The organism is Sphingobacterium alimentarium, assembly GCF_004342685.1.
In the GTDB taxonomy this organism is placed as follows: Bacteria; Bacteroidota; Bacteroidia; order Sphingobacteriales; family Sphingobacteriaceae; genus Sphingobacterium; species Sphingobacterium alimentarium.
In genome coordinates, this window is record NZ_SMBZ01000007.1 from 13,494 (window position 1) to 31,663 (window position 18,170).

Annotated in this window: 15 protein-coding genes; 6 read left to right on the top strand and 9 right to left on the bottom strand. The window is 39.3% G+C overall.

The window, feature by feature from the left end; genetic code table 11:
• Positions 1-10 precede the first annotated feature (10 nt).
• Together xseA and xseB are read left to right on the top strand one after the other, a co-directional pair.
• Positions 11-1,267 (top strand): exodeoxyribonuclease VII large subunit, encoded by a 1,257-nt coding sequence (gene xseA, locus EDC17_RS04100; RefSeq protein WP_132776877.1) that lies wholly within the window; start codon positions 11-13, stop codon positions 1,265-1,267.
• A gap of 4 nt (positions 1,268-1,271) precedes the next feature.
• Positions 1,272-1,502, top strand: coding sequence for an exodeoxyribonuclease VII small subunit (gene xseB, locus EDC17_RS04105; RefSeq protein ID WP_132776878.1), 231 nt, complete (start codon positions 1,272-1,274; stop codon positions 1,500-1,502).
• A gap of 11 nt (positions 1,503-1,513) precedes the next feature.
• Here the strand turns inward: xseB and EDC17_RS04110 are convergent, their stop codons facing one another.
• A complete protein-coding gene (locus EDC17_RS04110) occupies positions 1,514-2,596 on the bottom strand; it encodes a DUF6850 family outer membrane beta-barrel protein (protein ID WP_132776879.1) in 1,083 nt (360 codons plus the stop codon).
• A gap of 215 nt (positions 2,597-2,811) precedes the next feature.
• Here EDC17_RS04110 and uvrA point away from each other — a divergent pair, with 215 nt between their 5' ends.
• The 3 genes from uvrA to EDC17_RS04125 are packed head-to-tail and all read left to right on the top strand — an operon-like array spanning position 2,812 to position 7,776.
• Positions 2,812-5,610, top strand: a complete 2,799-nt coding sequence (uvrA, locus tag EDC17_RS04115) for an excinuclease ABC subunit UvrA (RefSeq protein ID WP_132776880.1) — start codon at positions 2,812-2,814, stop codon at positions 5,608-5,610.
• A gap of 40 nt (positions 5,611-5,650) precedes the next feature.
• Positions 5,651-7,291, top strand: a complete 1,641-nt coding sequence (gene pafA / locus EDC17_RS04120; RefSeq protein WP_132776881.1) for an alkaline phosphatase PafA — start codon at positions 5,651-5,653, stop codon at positions 7,289-7,291.
• Between the two features lie 41 nt (positions 7,292-7,332).
• Complete coding sequence (locus EDC17_RS04125) at positions 7,333-7,776, top strand: RrF2 family transcriptional regulator (RefSeq protein WP_132776882.1); 444 nt, start codon at positions 7,333-7,335, stop codon at positions 7,774-7,776.
• Between the two features lie 72 nt (positions 7,777-7,848).
• Here EDC17_RS04125 and dcd read toward each other — a convergent pair whose 3' ends face one another.
• Entirely contained in the window at positions 7,849-8,385 is a 537-nt protein-coding gene (gene dcd, locus EDC17_RS04130; RefSeq protein WP_132776883.1) for a dCTP deaminase, read from the bottom strand.
• A gap of 126 nt (positions 8,386-8,511) precedes the next feature.
• On the opposite strand from dcd, the gene EDC17_RS04135 reads away from it, so the two are divergent.
• Positions 8,512-9,156, top strand: a complete 645-nt coding sequence (locus EDC17_RS04135; RefSeq protein ID WP_132776884.1) for a 4'-phosphopantetheinyl transferase family protein — start codon at positions 8,512-8,514, stop codon at positions 9,154-9,156.
• Between the two features lies 1 nt (position 9,157).
• On the opposite strand, the gene EDC17_RS04140 is transcribed toward EDC17_RS04135, so the two are convergent.
• The 7 genes from EDC17_RS04140 to EDC17_RS04170 all read right to left on the bottom strand — a co-directional run bounded on the left by EDC17_RS04140 (position 9,158) and on the right by EDC17_RS04170 (position 18,157).
• On the bottom strand, positions 9,158-10,207 hold the full coding sequence (locus EDC17_RS04140) for an AI-2E family transporter (protein WP_132776885.1): 1,050 nt from the start codon (positions 10,205-10,207) through the stop codon (positions 9,158-9,160).
• A 31-nt stretch (positions 10,208-10,238) separates the two neighbouring features.
• Positions 10,239-11,018 carry an enoyl-CoA hydratase-related protein gene (locus EDC17_RS04145; RefSeq protein WP_132776886.1) on the bottom strand — a complete coding sequence of 260 codons (780 nt, stop codon included), beginning with the start codon at positions 11,016-11,018 and terminating at the stop codon, positions 10,239-10,241.
• A 4-nt stretch (positions 11,019-11,022) separates the two neighbouring features.
• Positions 11,023-13,545 (bottom strand): DUF5686 family protein, encoded by a 2,523-nt coding sequence (locus EDC17_RS04150; protein ID WP_132776887.1) that lies wholly within the window; start codon positions 13,543-13,545, stop codon positions 11,023-11,025.
• A 455-nt stretch (positions 13,546-14,000) separates the two neighbouring features.
• On the bottom strand, positions 14,001-14,687 hold the full coding sequence (locus tag EDC17_RS04155) for an SMUG2 DNA glycosylase family protein (RefSeq protein WP_132776888.1): 687 nt from the start codon (positions 14,685-14,687) through the stop codon (positions 14,001-14,003).
• A 272-nt stretch (positions 14,688-14,959) separates the two neighbouring features.
• Positions 14,960-15,397 (bottom strand): RrF2 family transcriptional regulator, encoded by a 438-nt coding sequence (locus tag EDC17_RS04160; RefSeq protein WP_132776889.1) that lies wholly within the window; start codon positions 15,395-15,397, stop codon positions 14,960-14,962.
• A 355-nt stretch (positions 15,398-15,752) separates the two neighbouring features.
• Positions 15,753-16,094: a cupin domain-containing protein gene (locus tag EDC17_RS04165; RefSeq protein ID WP_132776890.1), complete on the bottom strand. Its 342-nt coding sequence runs from the start codon at positions 16,092-16,094 to the stop codon at positions 15,753-15,755.
• Positions 16,095-16,771: 677 nt separating this feature from the next.
• Positions 16,772-18,157, bottom strand: a complete 1,386-nt coding sequence (locus tag EDC17_RS04170) for an NADH-quinone oxidoreductase subunit N (RefSeq protein WP_132776891.1) — start codon at positions 18,155-18,157, stop codon at positions 16,772-16,774.
• Positions 18,158-18,170 lie beyond the last annotated feature (13 nt).

The following is an 18,170-nucleotide window of genomic DNA, read 5'->3' on the forward strand; positions in this document are numbered from 1 at the left end:
TATTTGAAATATGCCAGAAAAAGTTGCGAATAAGACCATTTTCTCGCTTTTGGAGGTTACCAAAAGTATTCAGCGTACGTTAGCCGATCGCTACAAAAATCTGTATTGGATCAAGGCGGAAATGAATAAATTGAATCACTACAAACATTCTGGTCATTGCTATCCTGAATTGGTTGAGAAAAAAGAAGGTAAGATTGTAGCCGAGATCCGTTCCATCATTTGGAAATCAGATTTCGAACGCATAAACAACTCTTTTATCAAACTGCTGCATGAGCCCCTTCGCGATGGCATTACTATTCTTTTTCAGGCGGGAATTTCTTACGACCCTTTGCATGGCTTGAGCCTAAGGATAGTGGATATCGACCCTACTTTTGTGTTGGGTGAACTAGAAAGAGAGAAGAAAGAAAGTATATTACGGCTGCATCAAGAAGGCTTATTTGAAGCCAATAAAAGACTTCCTTTTCCACTCATTCCCAAAAGATTGGCCATTATTTCGGTAGAAACGAGCAAGGGGCTTTCCGATTTTTACAAAATAATCAATCAGAATCCATGGGGCTACAAGATTGAAACTACGCTGTATCCTGCACTGTTGCAGGGCGACAAGTCCATTCCCTCGATTATCAAACAATTAGCTGTCATAGCCGAACGGGCTGAAGCCTATGATGCAGTAGCCATCATCCGTGGCGGTGGTGGCGAGGTGGGGCTATCATCTTATAATAATTATAATTTAGCCAAAGCCATTGCCATCTTTCCCTTACCTGTGCTCACGGGCATTGGACACTCCACCAACGAAACAGTGAGTGAAATGGTGTCATACAAAAACGCCATTACTCCGAGTGAATTAGCGGACTTTTTAATTCAGAAATTCCATAATTTTTCTATTCCACTGGATAGACTTCAAGAGCAATTGGTTGTGCTTTCAAAAAATAAGTTTTTGGTTGAAAACTCAAAATTGCAAGCTTTTGCCCAGTCTCTCTCTTGGGAGAGTAAAAATCGGCTTCAGCAGGAAAACCATAGCATCAGGATTTTGAATCAAAGGCTGCAGCTATCTAGCCAACATTTTTTCAAAGACAAATATGGCGAACTAGACAATATATCACGACTAATCAATATGGCGGACCCGATACAATTGCTAAAAAGGGGATTTTCAGTAACTCGCATCAATGGCAAAGCCTTACAATCTCTAGCCGAGGTCAAAGAAGGAGACACCATCGAGACGCTACTACTCGACGGAAAAGTAAAAAGTACGGTAACATCAACACAATAAAGAAATGGAAATCCAATACACCTATATAGACGCATTCAAAGAACTACAACAAATCGTTGCTGACATCGAAACTGGAGAAGTAAATGTGGATGATCTGGCGGCCAAAATTAAACGTGCCTCCAAATTAATCAGCATTTGCAAAGCTAAGCTGATAGCCTCTGAAGAGGAAGTCCATAGATTACTGCGCAACCTATCCTCCGAAGTGGAAGAGGACTTATCCTCAGAAGAAGAATAAACTAACACCTACTATAGGTTTATAAATAGACCTATAGTAAAGTGTTGTAATGATGCATTTGACTTAAAGCTACTTAATGCCTCACTATTGCTATTATCTAAGTTTTTATGGTAATCGTACGTGAGCCTTATCCCCGTCCAGTATTGTGAACTTATTCTTTTAGTGGTCCACTTTGCAGACCAATTTAATTGATATGCGTTGGTACTATAATAATCATAATCCCAAAAAACCACCCCTTGAATAAAGTTATTCAAAGAATTCGTTGAATACTCTAGATTATTATTTAGATTTTTTTGATAAGCAGGATTGAATGATAATTGGATATTATCCATATGGAAACGATCATAACGAAGTCTAAATGTAGGAGCAATACGTAAATAGGTATTGGAAACCGACAATGTACTTGCAAAATCATTTCTATCTATATAGAAGTACTTGGCAACTACTCCCAAATCATAATTCCATGGCTTGTGTTGATTCCTTGTATACAAATAACCCATATTAGCCTCTAAAAACTGTACTGAATAATTAATCCTTGATAAGTCTGGAGTAAACTCAACATGACCATCATATCCATTGACATACTGCCCTTTAACTGTAATTAATTGATGACTATATGCTTTTGGAGCCTGCAACAATACATGTAGATTATATGTATCTTCAATATATTTACTACGTATATTATATATTTTTGAACTTCTAATATCATTGGAGTTATTCTCATCCTTGCGTTCGAAGGATGATGAAATATCTAAAACTGCACTGCCAATGTGAGTGTGTGCAGATAATTCTGCTCCTAGAATAGTACTGTATTTTCGTGTGCTCGTTGTATCCTTAATGTTATTAAAACCATATCCCATATTCAAATAATGAATACGGTCTGGATATAATAAACTCGATGCATAATTATCACTTTTATAATCAATGCCAAGGCTTTCACGACCATTACCTAATATAGCCTTAACACCAAATGTTGATTCCTTAAAATTCAAAAATAGCGGGATGGTAATGAACAATCCAAAAACTCCAGAGCAACATGCAGATCCTATTGTATCCAAGAACAGACCCCCTATTAAAGGAGTTAAATTTGACAAAAGAGGAAATTCAATCTATTGCAGCATTTTTGAAAGCTGCTACTGCTACTAAATATCGAATGAACAGACCCGAATCGCTACCTAGATAGCGGTCAAAAAATAAAACTAAACCAGATGAACAATTATCATCTGGTTTTTTGTTCTACTATAAATATATCCAATCATTTACTTTGATTTAACTTTCAACTTATTAGAAATGATTAACTTTGTCAGTTATGCAAAAAAAGAAGGATTTTAATCCCAAATCATATATCTTAATCAAAGGCGCTCGTGTTAATAATCTGAAGAATATTGATGTCGAGATTCCTAAGAATAAATTAGTAGTCATCACGGGTATGTCAGGATCAGGAAAATCTTCCCTTGCCTTTGACACCTTGTATGCAGAAGGGCAGCGACGCTACGTTGAAAGCCTTTCATCCTATGCCAGACAATTTATGGGACGGATGAATAAGCCGGAAGTAGACTATATCAAAGGTATTGCTCCCGCGATCGCTATTGAGCAGAAAGTAATCACTTCCAATCCTCGCTCTACGGTCGGTACCTCCACAGAAATATATGATTATTTAAAATTACTTTTTGCACGTATCGGGAAGACTTATTCACCAATTTCGGGGCAAATCGTAACCAAAGATTCGGTATCCAATATCGTCAGCCAGATTATCACACACGATGCGGATAGCACCGTGACAATATATAGTCCGTTAATTTCTACCAACAGCCGGAAATTAAAAGAAGAACTATCCCTATTGCTTCAAAAAGGTTTTGCACGGATTTTATTCGAAGATAGTATTCAAAAAATTGAAACTATCTTGGAAGACAAATCCATAAGTAACAAAACCTACACCACTGGTGATGTACGTATCGTAATCGACAGGATACGCTTAGACGGCGAGGATGAAACAACGTCTCGATTAGCGGACTCCATTCAAACCGCTTATTTTGAGGGCAAGGGTGAATGCTATGTAGATATTAATGGCGAAACATACCATTTCTCTGAAAAATTTGAGTTGGATGGTATTACTTTTGAAGAGCCTTCCCCCAATTTCTTCAGCTTTAACAATCCGTATGGAGCCTGTAAACGATGTGAAGGATATGGAAAAATCATTGGCATTGATCCCGATTTAGTCATTCCCGATAAAAGTAAATCGGTATATGATGGCGCTATCGCTCCATGGAGAGGCGAAAAGATGGGACAATGGTTAGATGCGTTCGTGCGTACGGCCATCAAGTTCGATTTTCCGATACACCGCTCCTATGCCGACCTGACTCCTGCCCAGAAGGAATTATTATGGACAGGTAATAAGTATTTCAAAGGGTTAAATGAATTTTTCAAAGACCTGGAAGAACAAACATACAAGATACAATACCGCGTAATGTTATCCAGATACCGCGGCAAAACAGATTGTCCGGACTGTAAAGGCACACGCCTGCGAAATGACGCTGCTTACGTCAAGATAGCAGGAAAATCCATCCTTGATTTAGTGCTTTTGCCAATTGATAAGCTATTGGAGTTTTTCCAAGGACTAGAATTAGACCGCAACGAGCAGATTATTGCCAAGAGGCTATTGACAGAAATCACCAACCGCATCCAATTCTTATGTGATGTGGGTCTAAGCTATCTCACGTTGAATAGATTAAGCAACACGCTTTCTGGCGGTGAGTCTCAACGTATTAATTTGGCGACCTCATTAGGGAGTTCATTGGTTGGCTCCATATATGTCCTCGACGAACCTAGTATTGGTCTTCACCCCAAAGACACCAACCGCCTTATTGGCGTATTAAAGTCTCTTCGCGACATTGGCAATACAGTGATCGTAGTCGAGCACGAACAAGAAATGATGGAGTCTGCGGACTACCTTATTGACATTGGGCCTGAAGCAGGCATCCATGGTGGTGAATTGGTATTTGCTGGGGATTACAATGAAATCGTAAAAGACAGGAATTCGCTCACGGGTAAGTACCTGAGTGGCGAAATACAAATAGCGGTACCTCGTACGCGCAGAAAATGGACCGATAAAATCACAATCAAAGGTGCGCGCGAGAATAACCTTCAAGGAGTTTCTGTTGATTTTCCATTAAATGTGTTTACCGTCGTAACAGGCGTCTCCGGGTCGGGCAAAACTTCTTTAGTAAAGCGCGTGCTATATCCTGCATTGCAGAAAGCTTTGGGCAATTACTCCGGTGAACAATCTGGACAATTTGATGCCCTGGACGGAGACTTCGCACAAATTGAACAAGTAGAATTAGTAGATCAAAATCCAATCGGGCGCTCCTCGCGTTCCAATCCGGTAACCTACGTCAAGGCTTGGGACGAAATCCGTGCTTTATACGCAGGATTACCTGCTGCCAAAGCCAATGGTCTTAAACCTGCTGCCTTCTCATTCAACGTCGAAGGTGGGCGCTGTGATGTGTGTCAAGGAGACGGCGAAGTGAAAATTGAAATGCAATTCATGGCGGATATTGTGCTCCCTTGTGAGGCCTGTGGAGGAAAGCGCTTTAAACCACACGTGCTGGATGTCACCTATAAAGAAAAATCCGTATCCGACATATTAGATTTAAGCATTGACGAAGCGCTAGATTTCTTCGTAGATCAGCCAAAGGTTATAGCTAAGCTCAAACCTCTTCAGGATGTAGGTCTAGGCTATGTCAAATTGGGTCAATCCTCGAGTACACTCTCGGGTGGAGAGGCGCAACGCATCAAGTTAGCATCCTTTCTGATCAAAGGTAATAATAGTAAAAAGACGCTTTTTATATTCGATGAACCCACTACAGGACTGCACTTTCACGATATACAAAAGCTATTGCGCTCATTCAGTGAATTAATAGCCCTAGGAAATAGCATATTAGTAATTGAACATAATATGGATATGATAAAATCTGCTGATTGGGTTATCGATATCGGCCCTGAAGGCGGCGAGCGAGGAGGTAACATTGTGTTTGAAGGGCTTCCAGAGAATTTAATAAAATGTAAGGAAAGTTTTACAGGTCAATATTTGAAGAATCACCTTCAATAGGCTAACTTACCCTATAATTAATCAGCATAAATTCCACAAAATGAAAAGTAGATTATTGACGGCATTTGCCGCTTTCATATGTTTCTCAAACGTCGTACTGGCTCAGGCAGAGAAACCAAAATTAGTGGTCGGCCTCATGGTAGATCAAATGCGCTGGGATTACCTTTACCGCTTTGCCGATCGCTACGGAGATGATGGTTTCAAAAGACTATTGAGAGAGGGATTTTCGTGCGAAAATACACTTATTCCATATATCCCAACCTATACGGCTATCGGACACAGTACTGTGTACACGGGGAGCGTTCCTTCTATCCACGGGATAGCGGGTAATGATTGGATCGTACAAGCCACAGGTAAGCCGATGTACTGTACGCAAGATGACCAAGTAGAAGGAGTTGGAGCACCGGGCAAAGAAGGGAAACAGTCTCCCCGCAATCTGCTCGCATCCACCATCACCGATGAACTCAAGCTGGCTACTAATTTCAGATCCAAAGTAATCGGTATAGCCATCAAAGATAGAGGAGGAATTCTTCCGGCAGGTCACTTTGCGGATGCGGCCTATTGGTTTGATGCCAAATCGGGCAATTGGATTACCAGTACATTTTACGCCGATAAGTTACCCTCTTGGGTAAACAAATTTAACGGTCAGCGACTTGCCGAAAAATACTTAAAACAAGATTGGAATACCCTCTACCCGATTGAGACCTACGTAAATAGCATAGCAGATGATAATATTTACGAAGGCAAATGGGCGGGAGAAAAGTCGCCAACTTTTCCGCGTAAAACCTCAGAGCTAATGAAAGATGCCGGACTGGAGATGATAAAAACTACCCCACAAGGCAACACTTTTACTTTTGACTTTGCCAAAGAAACAATAGCCAACGAGAAATTAGGACAGAATCCGGCTAATATTCCGGACTTTTTGTGTCTTAGCCTTTCGGCTACGGACTATGTAGGTCATCGTTATTCGCTCTCAGCCGTAGAAATTGAAGACACTTATTTAAGATTGGATAGAGATTTAGCAGATTTTCTAAAATACTTGGACAACTCGGTAGGCAAGGGAAATTATACGCTGTTCTTAACTTCGGATCATGCGGCATCTTACAATCCTTTATACTACACGGACCAAAAGGGCAATGGAGGCTACCTATTCTTGAGACAGATTCAAAAAGAACTGGATGCTGAATTAATAAGCAAATTCGGACATAAAGGGTTAGTAAAAAGTGTAATGAATTACCAAGTACACCTTAACAATCCGCTTATTGATTCATTGGACCTAGATGACCAAGCAATCAAAAAGGTTATCATCAAAAACTTGAAAAAACAAGATGGCATCGCCTATGTGGTTGATATGGAGAATGCTGAAAACATGTTTATCCCAAGTCCGATCCGCGAAAAAATAATCAACGGCTACAACCGCAAAAACAGCGGAGTAATACAAATTATTGCCGAACCTCAGTGGTACAGTGGCACGCCGCGCTCTACAGGCACCACGCATGGCGTATGGTCTTCTTATGACTCCCATATCCCACTGGTATTTATGGGCTGGGGCATCAAACCAGGCGTCAGCAATAAAGAGGTGTACAGCACGGACATCGCTCCAACTTTAGCTTCCTTGCTTCATATCATGGAGCCAAATGGCTCGATAGGGAAGCCTATTTTGGAAGTCTTGGGTCAATAAAGGATTAAAATTTGTATTTTTGAGTGTAAAATAGCACACTTATGATTTCTAAAAAGACAAAGTACGCCATCAAAGCATTGATGGTCTTAGGAAGAAACTATGGAAAACAGCCTATGCAAATTATTAAAATTGCAGAAGAGGAACGTATTCCAAAAAAATTCCTAGAACAAATCTTGTTAGAAATGCGTAATGCAGGAATATTATATTCCAAAAAAGGAGCTGGTGGTGGCTATAGCCTCAATAAGTCTCCCGAAGATATATTTCTTTCGCAGATTATGCGTCTCATTGATGGCCCTATAGCCTTGTTACCTTGTGTGAGCCTTAATTTTTACCGTTCGTGTGACGAGTGTACCGAAGAGCACGCCTGCGGAATCCGCGACACGTTTATCGATGTCCGAAATGCCATGCTTCAAATATTGAACGACACAAGTGTAGCTACTTTGATTAATAAAGAAAAAGAATTAGGATTTAGTCTAGATGACTAATCATACTGCTCAAATAACAAGCCCCATGAAATTTCATGGGGCTTGTTTATTATTTATCCTAGGAACAATTGCTTAAAAAGCATTCTTCCACATCATACTTTCTACAGGACGGATGGTCTTATTGTTATATTTTGCGTTTCCTTTGCTGTTGTACAAGGTTTCGATATCCCCTTCTACCACAAAATAGATCAGTTGCCCGATAGGCATGCCTGCATATACCCTTACCGGCTGTGCTACGGATATTTCCAATGTCCACGTATTGCAAAAACCTACGTCACCTTTTCCCGCAGTAGCGTGAATGTCGATTCCTAGTCTACCTGTACTGGACTTACCTTCCAAGAATGGCACATGCCCATGTGTTTCCGTATATTCCAACGTTACGCCCAGATACAATTTTCCGGGTTCTAAGACATAACCTTCTGCTGGGATTTCAAAATGCGCAATTTCATTGTGCTTTTTTGCATCCAAGACTTCATCTTTGTAAGTTGCCAAGTATTTCCCCAAATGCACGTCATACGAGTTGGTACCCAGACATTTTCTGTCAAAAGGCTCGATGACAATACTTCCACTTTCTATTTCTTCTAGAATTCTTTTGTCGGATAAAATCATATAGATTAATTATTACATTGGCAATAAACCAAATAGGATTCAAAAATAAGGTATTAACTGTACCCACGCAAATCAAAAGGCTTCGAGATATATTTTTTTATCTTTTCTTTCTTTGTACATTTGATTATGGCACTAGTTTACCTCAGAGAATTAAATCCGAAAACCAAATTTGCAATTTGGAAGATTGAAGAATCAGCAGAAGAATTGTTGGGAAAGTTGCAATTGGATGATGCAGAAAAGCTCAAACTCCAGCAGATGAGCAAAGGTAAACGCACGCTGCATTGGATGGCGACACGGGTGCTGCTCCGGTACCTGTTGCAGACAGATCAGTATATCCACTGCCCTTCTGATAACAATGGTAAACCATACTTGCCTGATTATCCGTACAAATTATCCTTAACGCACTCCTTTGAATATGCAGGTGTCATGCTAAGCACCCAAGGAGAATGTGGTATAGACTTAGAAATTGTAAAAAATAAAGTGGTGCGGATCAAGAATAAATTCCTAAAAGATGAAGAATTAGCCTTTATTAATCCAGATCCCGAGATTGAGATACTACAGCTATACGCCTGCTGGTGTGCCAAAGAAGCTGTTTATAAGCTGCAGGGAAACAAAGGTGTTTCTTTTTTGGAGGATATGACTATCAGACCATTTACATACAAGCCCCAAGGCGTGATGTATCTCGATTTCACCAAGGATGGTATTTCTACCACGCTTGAAGTTTATTACGAACAGTTTCAGAACTATATGCTTGGATACGCTGTAGAATAAACTATTTCTCCAAGGCGTCCTCCAACATTTGCTTCTTCAGCGCCAATCGCTTATTTGCCTTATATATCTTTACGGCAATAATAAAATAAGAAAGCAATAATGGTCCGTATACCAAACCCATCAATCCAAATAACGGAAGGCCAATCACGACGCCAACTACCGTAATAATAGGATGTATATCTCCTATCCGCTTTGCTATAACCAAACGCAAAACGTTATCGATATTGATTACCAGTCCGAACCCCCAGATCAAAAGCCCTACACCCTGCCAAGTCATCCCTTGTGAAATAAGAATCACGGCTGCCGGAACAAATATCAATGGAGGTCCTAACAGAGGAATAAATGACAAGATAGCACAGATGACTCCCCAAAAGAAAGCGTCGTTGGCGCCAAATATCCAAAACCCTAGCGCTAAGCAGGCCCCTTGCACGATAGCGATAAAGGTTTGTCCTATGATATTGGAATACGTAATATTCTTGAGCTCTTCCCCGAATTCTGCCGCATTTTCTTCATCAAATGGCATATAGTGCACGAAGCTATTCTCAAAGCCTCTGTAATTAATGAAAAGAAAATACAAAATGAAATACATGACCGAGACCTCCAAAAACACATTCGCCGCTCCGCCAAGCACAAGCGTCAACAATCCACCAAGATAAGCAGCACTTGCTTCTACTTGCTCTTTGATGAGGTCAGGTTTTCCAACGAGATTCCCCACAAAATCATTGATGGCATCGACTAGTCGTGTGAGCCATTCTGGATTATTTTTCAGTTCCACGGCTTTGTTCACCAGCATCGCGCCAATCCCTACAAAAGGCAATACAATAATTACTAAAGAAAGTAGAATGATAAAAACCGCTGAAAAAGATCTGGGCCAGCGCCAGCGCTCAATCAAAAAGATATTGAGATTTCGAAATAGGGCATACATAACAAAGGTGCCCAAAAAAGCACCAAATATACCCTTCATGGCATACAGAAGAATTCCACCAAGGGCAAGAACGATAATAAGAATGATAATATTTCGCTCTTTTTGCGAGAAAACTGGGTTATTCATACAATCTCATTTTATGAATAACAACAAAATACTAGAAGTTTGGTTTGCGCTTCTCTAAAAATGCTGCGACCCCCTCTTTCATGTCCGCTGAGCCAAAACATTTGCCAAATAAATGTATCTCGGCCTCATATCCTCGTGATGAATCTTCCAATCCGACATTCACAGCCTCTATGGCTGCGGCTAGAGCGGTGGAAGACCGTGTATAGGTACGTTCTAGAATCGCTAGCGTTTTTTCCATCAACTCTTCATAGGTTTCTACGAAATGGTTGATTAACCCAAACTCCTTGGCTTCCGATGCTGTAATCATATCCGCAGTTAGAATCATTTCCAAGGCCTTACCCCGGCCTATCAAATGTGTCAATCGCTGTGTACCGCCATACCCCGGAATAATACCCAAAGATACTTCAGGTAGACCCATTTTCGCACTTGATACCGCAATACGCATATGACAGGCTAAAGCAAGCTCCAGCCCTCCTCCTAAAGCGAATCCGTTAATAGCAGCCACAACGGGCTTTCCAAAATGGTGGATTTTGTTCATGACATGCTCTTGCCCGTACCTACTTAGAGCACTTGCTTCCATAGCCGTCTGATCCAAAAATTCTTTTATATCAGCACCTGCGACAAATGCTTTTGCCCCTTGACCTGTGATAATGACACCACGCACTGTAGAATCTGCAGCTATCTCGTCTAGTGCCGCAGATAGCTCGGACAGTGTCTGCATATTCAATGCATTCAGCTTGTCTTCTCGATTAATAGTCACAATAGCTGTTTGGCCTTGCGTACTTATCAGAATGTTTTCATACATACTCATATTGTTAAAAACTAAAATGTAATGAAAGTCTAAATCTATCTTTTACAGGCTCTTTGGCTTCTTTATAAGTCATTCGCACATAGTATTGAACCCGTAAAACTCTAAGAATATTATCTAATCCGACATAACCCTCCCAATAAGGATTTTTGCCCAATACCTTGGTCATGGTCTCTCCATGGAGATTCTTATCAAAGTACACGACCGAATTGCCTAGATAGGGATTATTCTTTGCGGACAAATCACCCCAAAACATACGAGCACCAAACAATTCCCTCAATTTCAAGCGTTTTATAAAAGGAACTTTATTCAACAGAAATCCATTCAATCTATGGTCATACCCCAACTTCAAGAACTGGTCAGCAACAAATTCCATGGAATTGACACGTTCATACGAAATGGTATGTCTATCGCGCTGCTCTTGTATATTGGGCATTTCCAATAATGGATAAGGCAATGTACCCCATATCTTACCTGCCGAAAGTGTCAAATCCCCAAAACCTAATTGATTCATAAATAATCGCTGCGAAAAAGAAAATCGTAATGCATCATAATTATAATCGCCTCCTAGCACGCCTTTCAGCCCTTTATTGTACTGCAAACTGAATACAGGATTGTTTTCGATTATGGTATTACGGCTCAAGTTGCGGTAATAGAATTTTTCATTAGGCGCCCAGCGCAAAACAAATTGTAAATCACTGGTATGAAGAGAAGGCAAAAATTGGGAGGAATCCGAAGATAAAGGTAATTGCAGATCGCCTATTGGATTGCGACGTTGTAGTGTCATCGTGGAGGAAACGCTAAAATGATTACCAAATTCGATCAGATGCCCTAGACGGTAAGCATCCGTATTGAAAAACTTGGTAGGTTTATTCGAGCGGAAGCTTCTAAAAAAACTATCGCCCTTCAGAAATCCTATCCCGCGACCAGGCTCAAAAATGTCATGCTGTACAGATCCTTCGATATAATGAGCAGGAAAAGTGGTGATATTCTTGCCATTCAAAGATACGGCGGTGCGAAAATTATATTTCAAATCCTGATCACGCGTGCCATATGCCAAGTATCCCTCCAAATATACTTTTTCAGAAAAAGCAGATGTACTTCTTCCGCCTAGGCGGAATCTATTCCCTTCGATATTATTTTGGTGAAAAACATACTCCAAGGGCCCTAGTTCGAATTTGCCTAACGAATAATAGCCTTGGGAAAGCAGATAACCAAAAGCCATAATTGCACGCGCCGAAGGCATGTTATTGAGGCGGTCAATGTTTCTATATGTCGCTTCTTCAGCCATAAGTAAGCGGATGGGACGATCCTGCGGACTGAAAGATCTTAATTGTGGCATTCTTTCGGTTGGAGCGCCTCCCATTATACCGGATGGCACTTCATGACTTAAATCGTACTTATGGTTCACCCCCAGTCTATACCCGAATAGCGCATCCCTACTTCCTCGTCCAAATACAACTGTTACTTCTGTCGTATCCTGCAGCATGACACCGGATGTATCTTTAAAATACGAAAGGCGAAGCTTCAAATCATTTACCCAGCTGACATTCGCCTTCTCGTCGATTTCCATCTGCGCGCCCTTGACAGCATAACGTCCATCCATCGAGATAGCAAGTTCGCCTTTGAACAACAAATCGGTAGGATTACGGGGCTCAAAGAGAAGTCTGACGTATATATCGCGTTCCGTACGAATCGTATCTTTCACATAATATTTATAAAAAGTCTTCGCATTGGCAGCAATAGGGCTTAAGAATTGTTTATTGATAAAATAAATACTCTCCTCATATAAGTCGACAGGCTGAAACATGTAACCCATAAATGATTGAATATTCGAATTGTTCACATATTTCGCATCGAACTCTGTTTTTTCCTCGACCTTTATGATTTTCTTCGTCTTTGAGGGATTCTGTTGTACATAATTATCGGACAAGGACTCCTGCATATAGATGCTCAATACATCTTTGCCCTCGAGCACAGAACGATCTACATTGTTATAAAAAAAACTTAGATTGTTCGTGCCTGTCCCGAAAACACTTTTAGGGTCCACAATACCGAATTTGAGCTTCTCATACTGCTCATAATATAGACTATCTTTCTTTTTTAGTTTATTCTGGGATTTGTGTCGAATGACCAGATCGATAAGTTCCGTCGCAGGATTTCGGTTGGTGTACTTCTTTTTCTTATTTATTTCTACGGCCTCAATATGAAAATTATCCTGCTTTAGCATGACCTCTATCAAAGACGACACCGAATCAATTACAATGCGTTGCGGAATATAACCAATCGCCGTTACCACAATTTCACGGCTAGGTTTGTCGACCTCAAAGGAAAATCGACCCTTTTGATCAGTGGAAATCCCTACTTGGTTATCCTCACATTTTATGGTGGCCCCAATAATTGCTTCTCGGGTATTGGAATCGATGACCTTACCTTGGATACGAGTTTGCGAATTTACAGTAAGCACTGAAATTAGCAATATTAACACCGAAAATATAACACGTATCAGGTAGTTCAACTCTCTTTTCATACACAGCCAGGTCAATCATAAAGATACAATTTGTCCCCAAAGTTCAAAATTATTATAATAAATTTTCCGTATAAATACATTAAGATTAAGGGGTACAACGGCAGCAGATAAATCCTTTACAGCAGCTATTTGATTTTGGCAATTAAGCAAGTTCAATAATTAACATAAGCAAGGCTAGTAAATGATTGGTGAAGGATAGTCATTATCGCAATACCATTGGAAGTTTCCTTTGCGTACCTTCGCAATTCCTTTACATCAGAATAACTAAGACTGCTCCTTCCATATTCTAATCCATTTAGAATTTAAATAATGAGGTGCTTATACAGAACTTACCAATATTGTACTCGCGGGTATCATTTGGCGTTCAATTACAGAAACTATTTTAGGAGAGAAAATCCACGTCAATTGCCAAGTCTCATTATCAGAATAACGTTTACCTCACCTTATTGACTTAATTATTCACTAAAAGCTTTTAAATATTTCTCAAAATAGAAGAGCTTTTCTTTAGATTTATATTGTTGGATATAGCGAGGGTGCTCTAATATAATTGCCTTATCAAAAAGTTTAACTTCTTTATTAAGTTGATTTATAAAAAAAGCATTTCTCTTACCCAAAATATAAACTTTGTCAGTATCCAAACTAAGTTTTATCTGTTCTTTCATGGATTGAATCATAAAAGGCTTTACAGCTTCAAACAACTTTGGTTCATCGTAATAATTCGCATTTACCCATCCTTTATTTTTCGTTTGGTGAACTATGGCTAATGGAAAAGGAGAGTTTATATAGAAACTTTTATAAAACAAATATGCCCCACCAAAGGCTGCTATCATATCGTACATAAAAACCGATGAGATCTCATGTGTATGTGCGGATTGCATTTCTATACCACAAGCAGATTTTAATCGTTTTGTATCTGTAAACGGAATACCTGTAACACCCGCACCATGTCGGCTGGGATTGATGCCGATAATAAATTTCCGAATGCAATTATCGTTATAAAATTTATCATAAAATGCCTGCATCACTTTCAATGTTTCAGGGTTACTATGATATGGATTTATTACAGCGAACCCCTCAGGAAGGGTATCGCTGTATTGTAGCTTTATATTAAAGTCAATGACTTTTTGCCCAAATGATAACATGCAGATTAAATCAAATTTATAAGGTAAGCTGATTTTTGCAAATATAATTCTACAAACCTACCTATTAATATTGGCAGGGATTTAAAATTAAACTAAACATTAACTATACATACAGCATGCCTAAGTCATGGAGCTAAAAGATTATGTACAATTAAGACTGCTAATTTAACAAAGTTATAACCCTATAATTCAGTAAGCATAAATCAACATTCTAACAGTGATAGCCGCAAGTTTAACCCTTAAAAATAATCTTAATTCAACTGCAATGATTCTTATTTATTAAGTGTTAATGTTCCATTGAGTAATTCGGCATTAAAGGCCCCAATAGAAGTAATATGCAACATGTGCTTAATTTGTTTACGAATTTCCTTAAATTCATTGTGTAGTGGACACGGGTTGCTCTCCGAACAGTAACTTAACCCCATACCGCAGCCAGTAAATAAATCATCTCCTTGTAAAACAATGATAATATCTGCTAAAGGCCGGTTTTGTCCGTTAGTATCAATATAAAAACCACCATTGGGTCCTTCAGCGGACAATATGATACCTTTACGACTTAATTTCTGCAATATTTTACTCAAGAAATGCTCTGGTGAATTAATATTTTCGGCAATTTCTTTTATACCTACGCGCTGTCCATTCTGAGATTTACTAGCGATATATAATACCGCTCTCAAAGCGTACTCACATGTTTTTGAAAAAAAAACCATTTATAGATTCTTGTCTCGACTTTTTATATATAAATATAACCTGTTTGGAAGCACGATAACTAAAATAAGCGCCAAAACTGTTAATTACAAGTCCTTTATATTGTGCATCGGAGACGAATAGCAAAAACATTCTCTCATCATCTGGACCCGACATTTCTTCAAACGATAAATTTCATCAAGTATAAATTCTTCTTGTGAATTCCAATGAGTGTGCCAGAAAACAAAGACATTCTTTGTCCTGGGCAATCAAAAAGATCATGAATATATGCTCATTCCTGTAGATCATTAATTGCTTCACTCAGACTGTTCTAGTTATACATTTTATGCAGACACCTCATAATTAATTCACTTATTATTAAGTATTTGCAGACGCGATAGGTCTGTCAACATTATCAGACTTATTAAGCGATAAACGTACTATACTATTTTGTAATGCAATTAGATCATGTGGAATGCGAGCTTCTAATGCTATCATCATTCCTTTTTCCAAAATAAATCGTTTGTTGCCCACGCCAAAATCAATTGAACCTTCTACAACTGAAACCACTATAGGATATGGAGCTGTATGTTGTTTCATTTCCTGCGTTTCTTTGAATACAATTCTTACCTCTTTCGTATCGGTTGTATTTATAAGGACACTTACATTCGGAGCAGTCTCTCCATATGTAATATCTTTTAAAACTGAAGCTATCTTCATTGCTGATTACTATTTATTCTAATTTTTTTAATATCACTACTTATTACATTAGATTCGAAAATGCGTAATTTTCGACATTTTTCCTGCCCGCCCTTTTGCCTCATCTGCAAATTCGCCTTCAAAATATGTGTCTACTGTTAACGCGTTGGACATCTTCATAAAAAGAATCAACCAATACTTTTATGTCTTGCAAATTCTGGATGTCCGTTTTCCATTAAACAAAGGTAATAACAAAACAATAAAAGACATTTATATCTTTTATTATAAAACAAGTTTTACAATTGATTAACTAATCAGTAGCTATTTACAGTGGTAGTTAGTATAAGCGATCTCACAAAAACAATCTAGCTAGTTTTAAGCTCAAGAATCTAGAAGCGTTAGAATAACATCCGGCATATCTAATAATGAAGATTTATGGTGATGGGTTACATTTTAAGGATACAGATAATCAGTTAGCTAAGCGTCTACACAGAAAGCAAAAGCTACTCAGAGTATGAAGATATAGCAATCAAATGTAACATTTCACTTTCATTACCGCCATTGGACAACCTTAATTTTTTAGTAGGCACGTCAATATCTTTATGAAATCCAAGCATTAAACTAATACAGATATTTCATGAAAGCTGTATATAAAAGCTCTTCACCTTCATGAAGAGCCAAGTTTTTTAGCGCGTTATTTACAACAATGATGCGATGTAATTTGGATATACACCGATCATTACGGTAAGGAAAAGCGTGATAAGCAATACTACTTGGAATCCCATCGGAACAGCCAATTTTTCTTCCTGCTCGGCCATGGGATAGAAATACATATGTACCACTACGCGCAGATAATAATACACGCCGATAGCCGCATTGACTACAGCCAATACCAATAGTATAATATGGTAATCTGCCATGGCAGTTCTGAATAACATAAATTTACCAATAAAACCTGCAGTCAGCGGTATGCCCGCTAGAGAAAGCATAGCCACTGTAATGACCAGTGCTAGCAATGGATTTTTCTTAGCCAATCCGTCGAATGCCACAAACTGATCTGAGCCATGGCTTCTTTTGACAAGAATAAGCCCTGCAAAAGCGGCCACAGAAGCAAGCGAATAGGCTACACCATAGGTGAAAATACTGGTATTAGCATTTGCCCCTAAGGCAATAATAGCAAACAGCATATAGCCGGCATGTGAGATGCTCGAATAGGCCAACATACGCTTGAAGCTGGTTTGCATCAACGCCGTGATATTTCCCACAAAAAGTGTGATCACGATGATAACCAGCAGGACGGGGGTCCAGAAATCATGCAGCGGAGAGAATACGTAGCTAAATAATTTAATGAAGCCCGCAAAAGATGCGACTTTCACCACCGTACTCATATAAGTCGTAATCAATATGGGCGCACCATCGTAGACATCTGGAGTCCAAAAATGAAAAGGTGCAGCACCTACTTTAAATAATAGACCGACCATCATCAATAAAATACCTCCATAGAATAAAGGCGAAATCGCAGTTGGATTGGCGACTAAGTAATTTTTTACACCCGTAATATCAAATGTTCCTGTAGCACCATATAGGAGTGTGATACCAAATAACAAAAACCCGGTAGAAAAAGCACCCATCAAAAAGTATTTGAGTGCTGCTTCATTCGACGCAAAATCTGTTTTTCTGATACCGACCAAAATGTATAGCGCAACAGACATAATCTCGATGCCTACAAAAAGCATAGCGAAGTTGTGATAAGCACACACCATTAAAGCTCCTGTTAGCGAAAACAGCATCAAACAATAATATTCGGCTACATTTTTACTGATAGCACTAAAATATTCCTGGCTCAACAACAAGACCAGCGCTGTCACCACGATACACAGTATGGAAAACGCGAGCGCAAAATTATCAAACAAGACCATACCATGGTAGATCGGAGCCGCACCCGAATTCCATGCCAGCACCTCAAATACCAATGCCCCCACCAAGCCAGCAATGCTCACCGGTAGCAACAATGATTTCGCATTATATAAGCCTAAATATAAAACCAGGATTCCCAACAGAGACAGTAGAATAATCGCTCCCATAAATGATTGTGTA

What these genes read in the sequence shown, in the direction of transcription:
- EDC17_RS04170 (WP_132776891.1), bottom strand. Translation starts at nt 18,157, where the DNA reads ATGGGAGCGATTATTCTACTGTCTCTGTTGGGAATCCTGGTTTTATAT.
- EDC17_RS04165 (WP_132776890.1), bottom strand. Translation starts at nt 16,094, where the DNA reads ATGAAGATAGCTTCAGTTTTAAAAGATATTACATATGGAGAGACTGCT.
- EDC17_RS04155 (WP_132776888.1), bottom strand. Translation starts at nt 14,687, where the DNA reads ATGTTATCATTTGGGCAAAAAGTCATTGACTTTAATATAAAGCTACAA.
- pafA (WP_132776881.1), top strand. Translation starts at nt 5,651, where the DNA reads ATGAAAAGTAGATTATTGACGGCATTTGCCGCTTTCATATGTTTCTCA.
- xseA (WP_132776877.1), top strand. Translation starts at nt 11, where the DNA reads ATGCCAGAAAAAGTTGCGAATAAGACCATTTTCTCGCTTTTGGAGGTT.
- uvrA (WP_132776880.1), top strand. Translation starts at nt 2,812, where the DNA reads ATGCAAAAAAAGAAGGATTTTAATCCCAAATCATATATCTTAATCAAA.
- xseB (WP_132776878.1), top strand. Translation starts at nt 1,272, where the DNA reads ATGGAAATCCAATACACCTATATAGACGCATTCAAAGAACTACAACAA.
- EDC17_RS04150 (WP_132776887.1), bottom strand. Translation starts at nt 13,545, where the DNA reads ATGAAAAGAGAGTTGAACTACCTGATACGTGTTATATTTTCGGTGTTA.
- dcd (WP_132776883.1), bottom strand. Translation starts at nt 8,385, where the DNA reads ATGATTTTATCCGACAAAAGAATTCTAGAAGAAATAGAAAGTGGAAGT.
- EDC17_RS04125 (WP_132776882.1), top strand. Translation starts at nt 7,333, where the DNA reads ATGATTTCTAAAAAGACAAAGTACGCCATCAAAGCATTGATGGTCTTA.
- EDC17_RS04135 (WP_132776884.1), top strand. Translation starts at nt 8,512, where the DNA reads ATGGCACTAGTTTACCTCAGAGAATTAAATCCGAAAACCAAATTTGCA.
- EDC17_RS04160 (WP_132776889.1), bottom strand. Translation starts at nt 15,397, where the DNA reads ATGGTTTTTTTTTCAAAAACATGTGAGTACGCTTTGAGAGCGGTATTA.
- EDC17_RS04145 (WP_132776886.1), bottom strand. Translation starts at nt 11,018, where the DNA reads ATGAGTATGTATGAAAACATTCTGATAAGTACGCAAGGCCAAACAGCT.
- EDC17_RS04140 (WP_132776885.1), bottom strand. Translation starts at nt 10,207, where the DNA reads ATGAATAACCCAGTTTTCTCGCAAAAAGAGCGAAATATTATCATTCTT.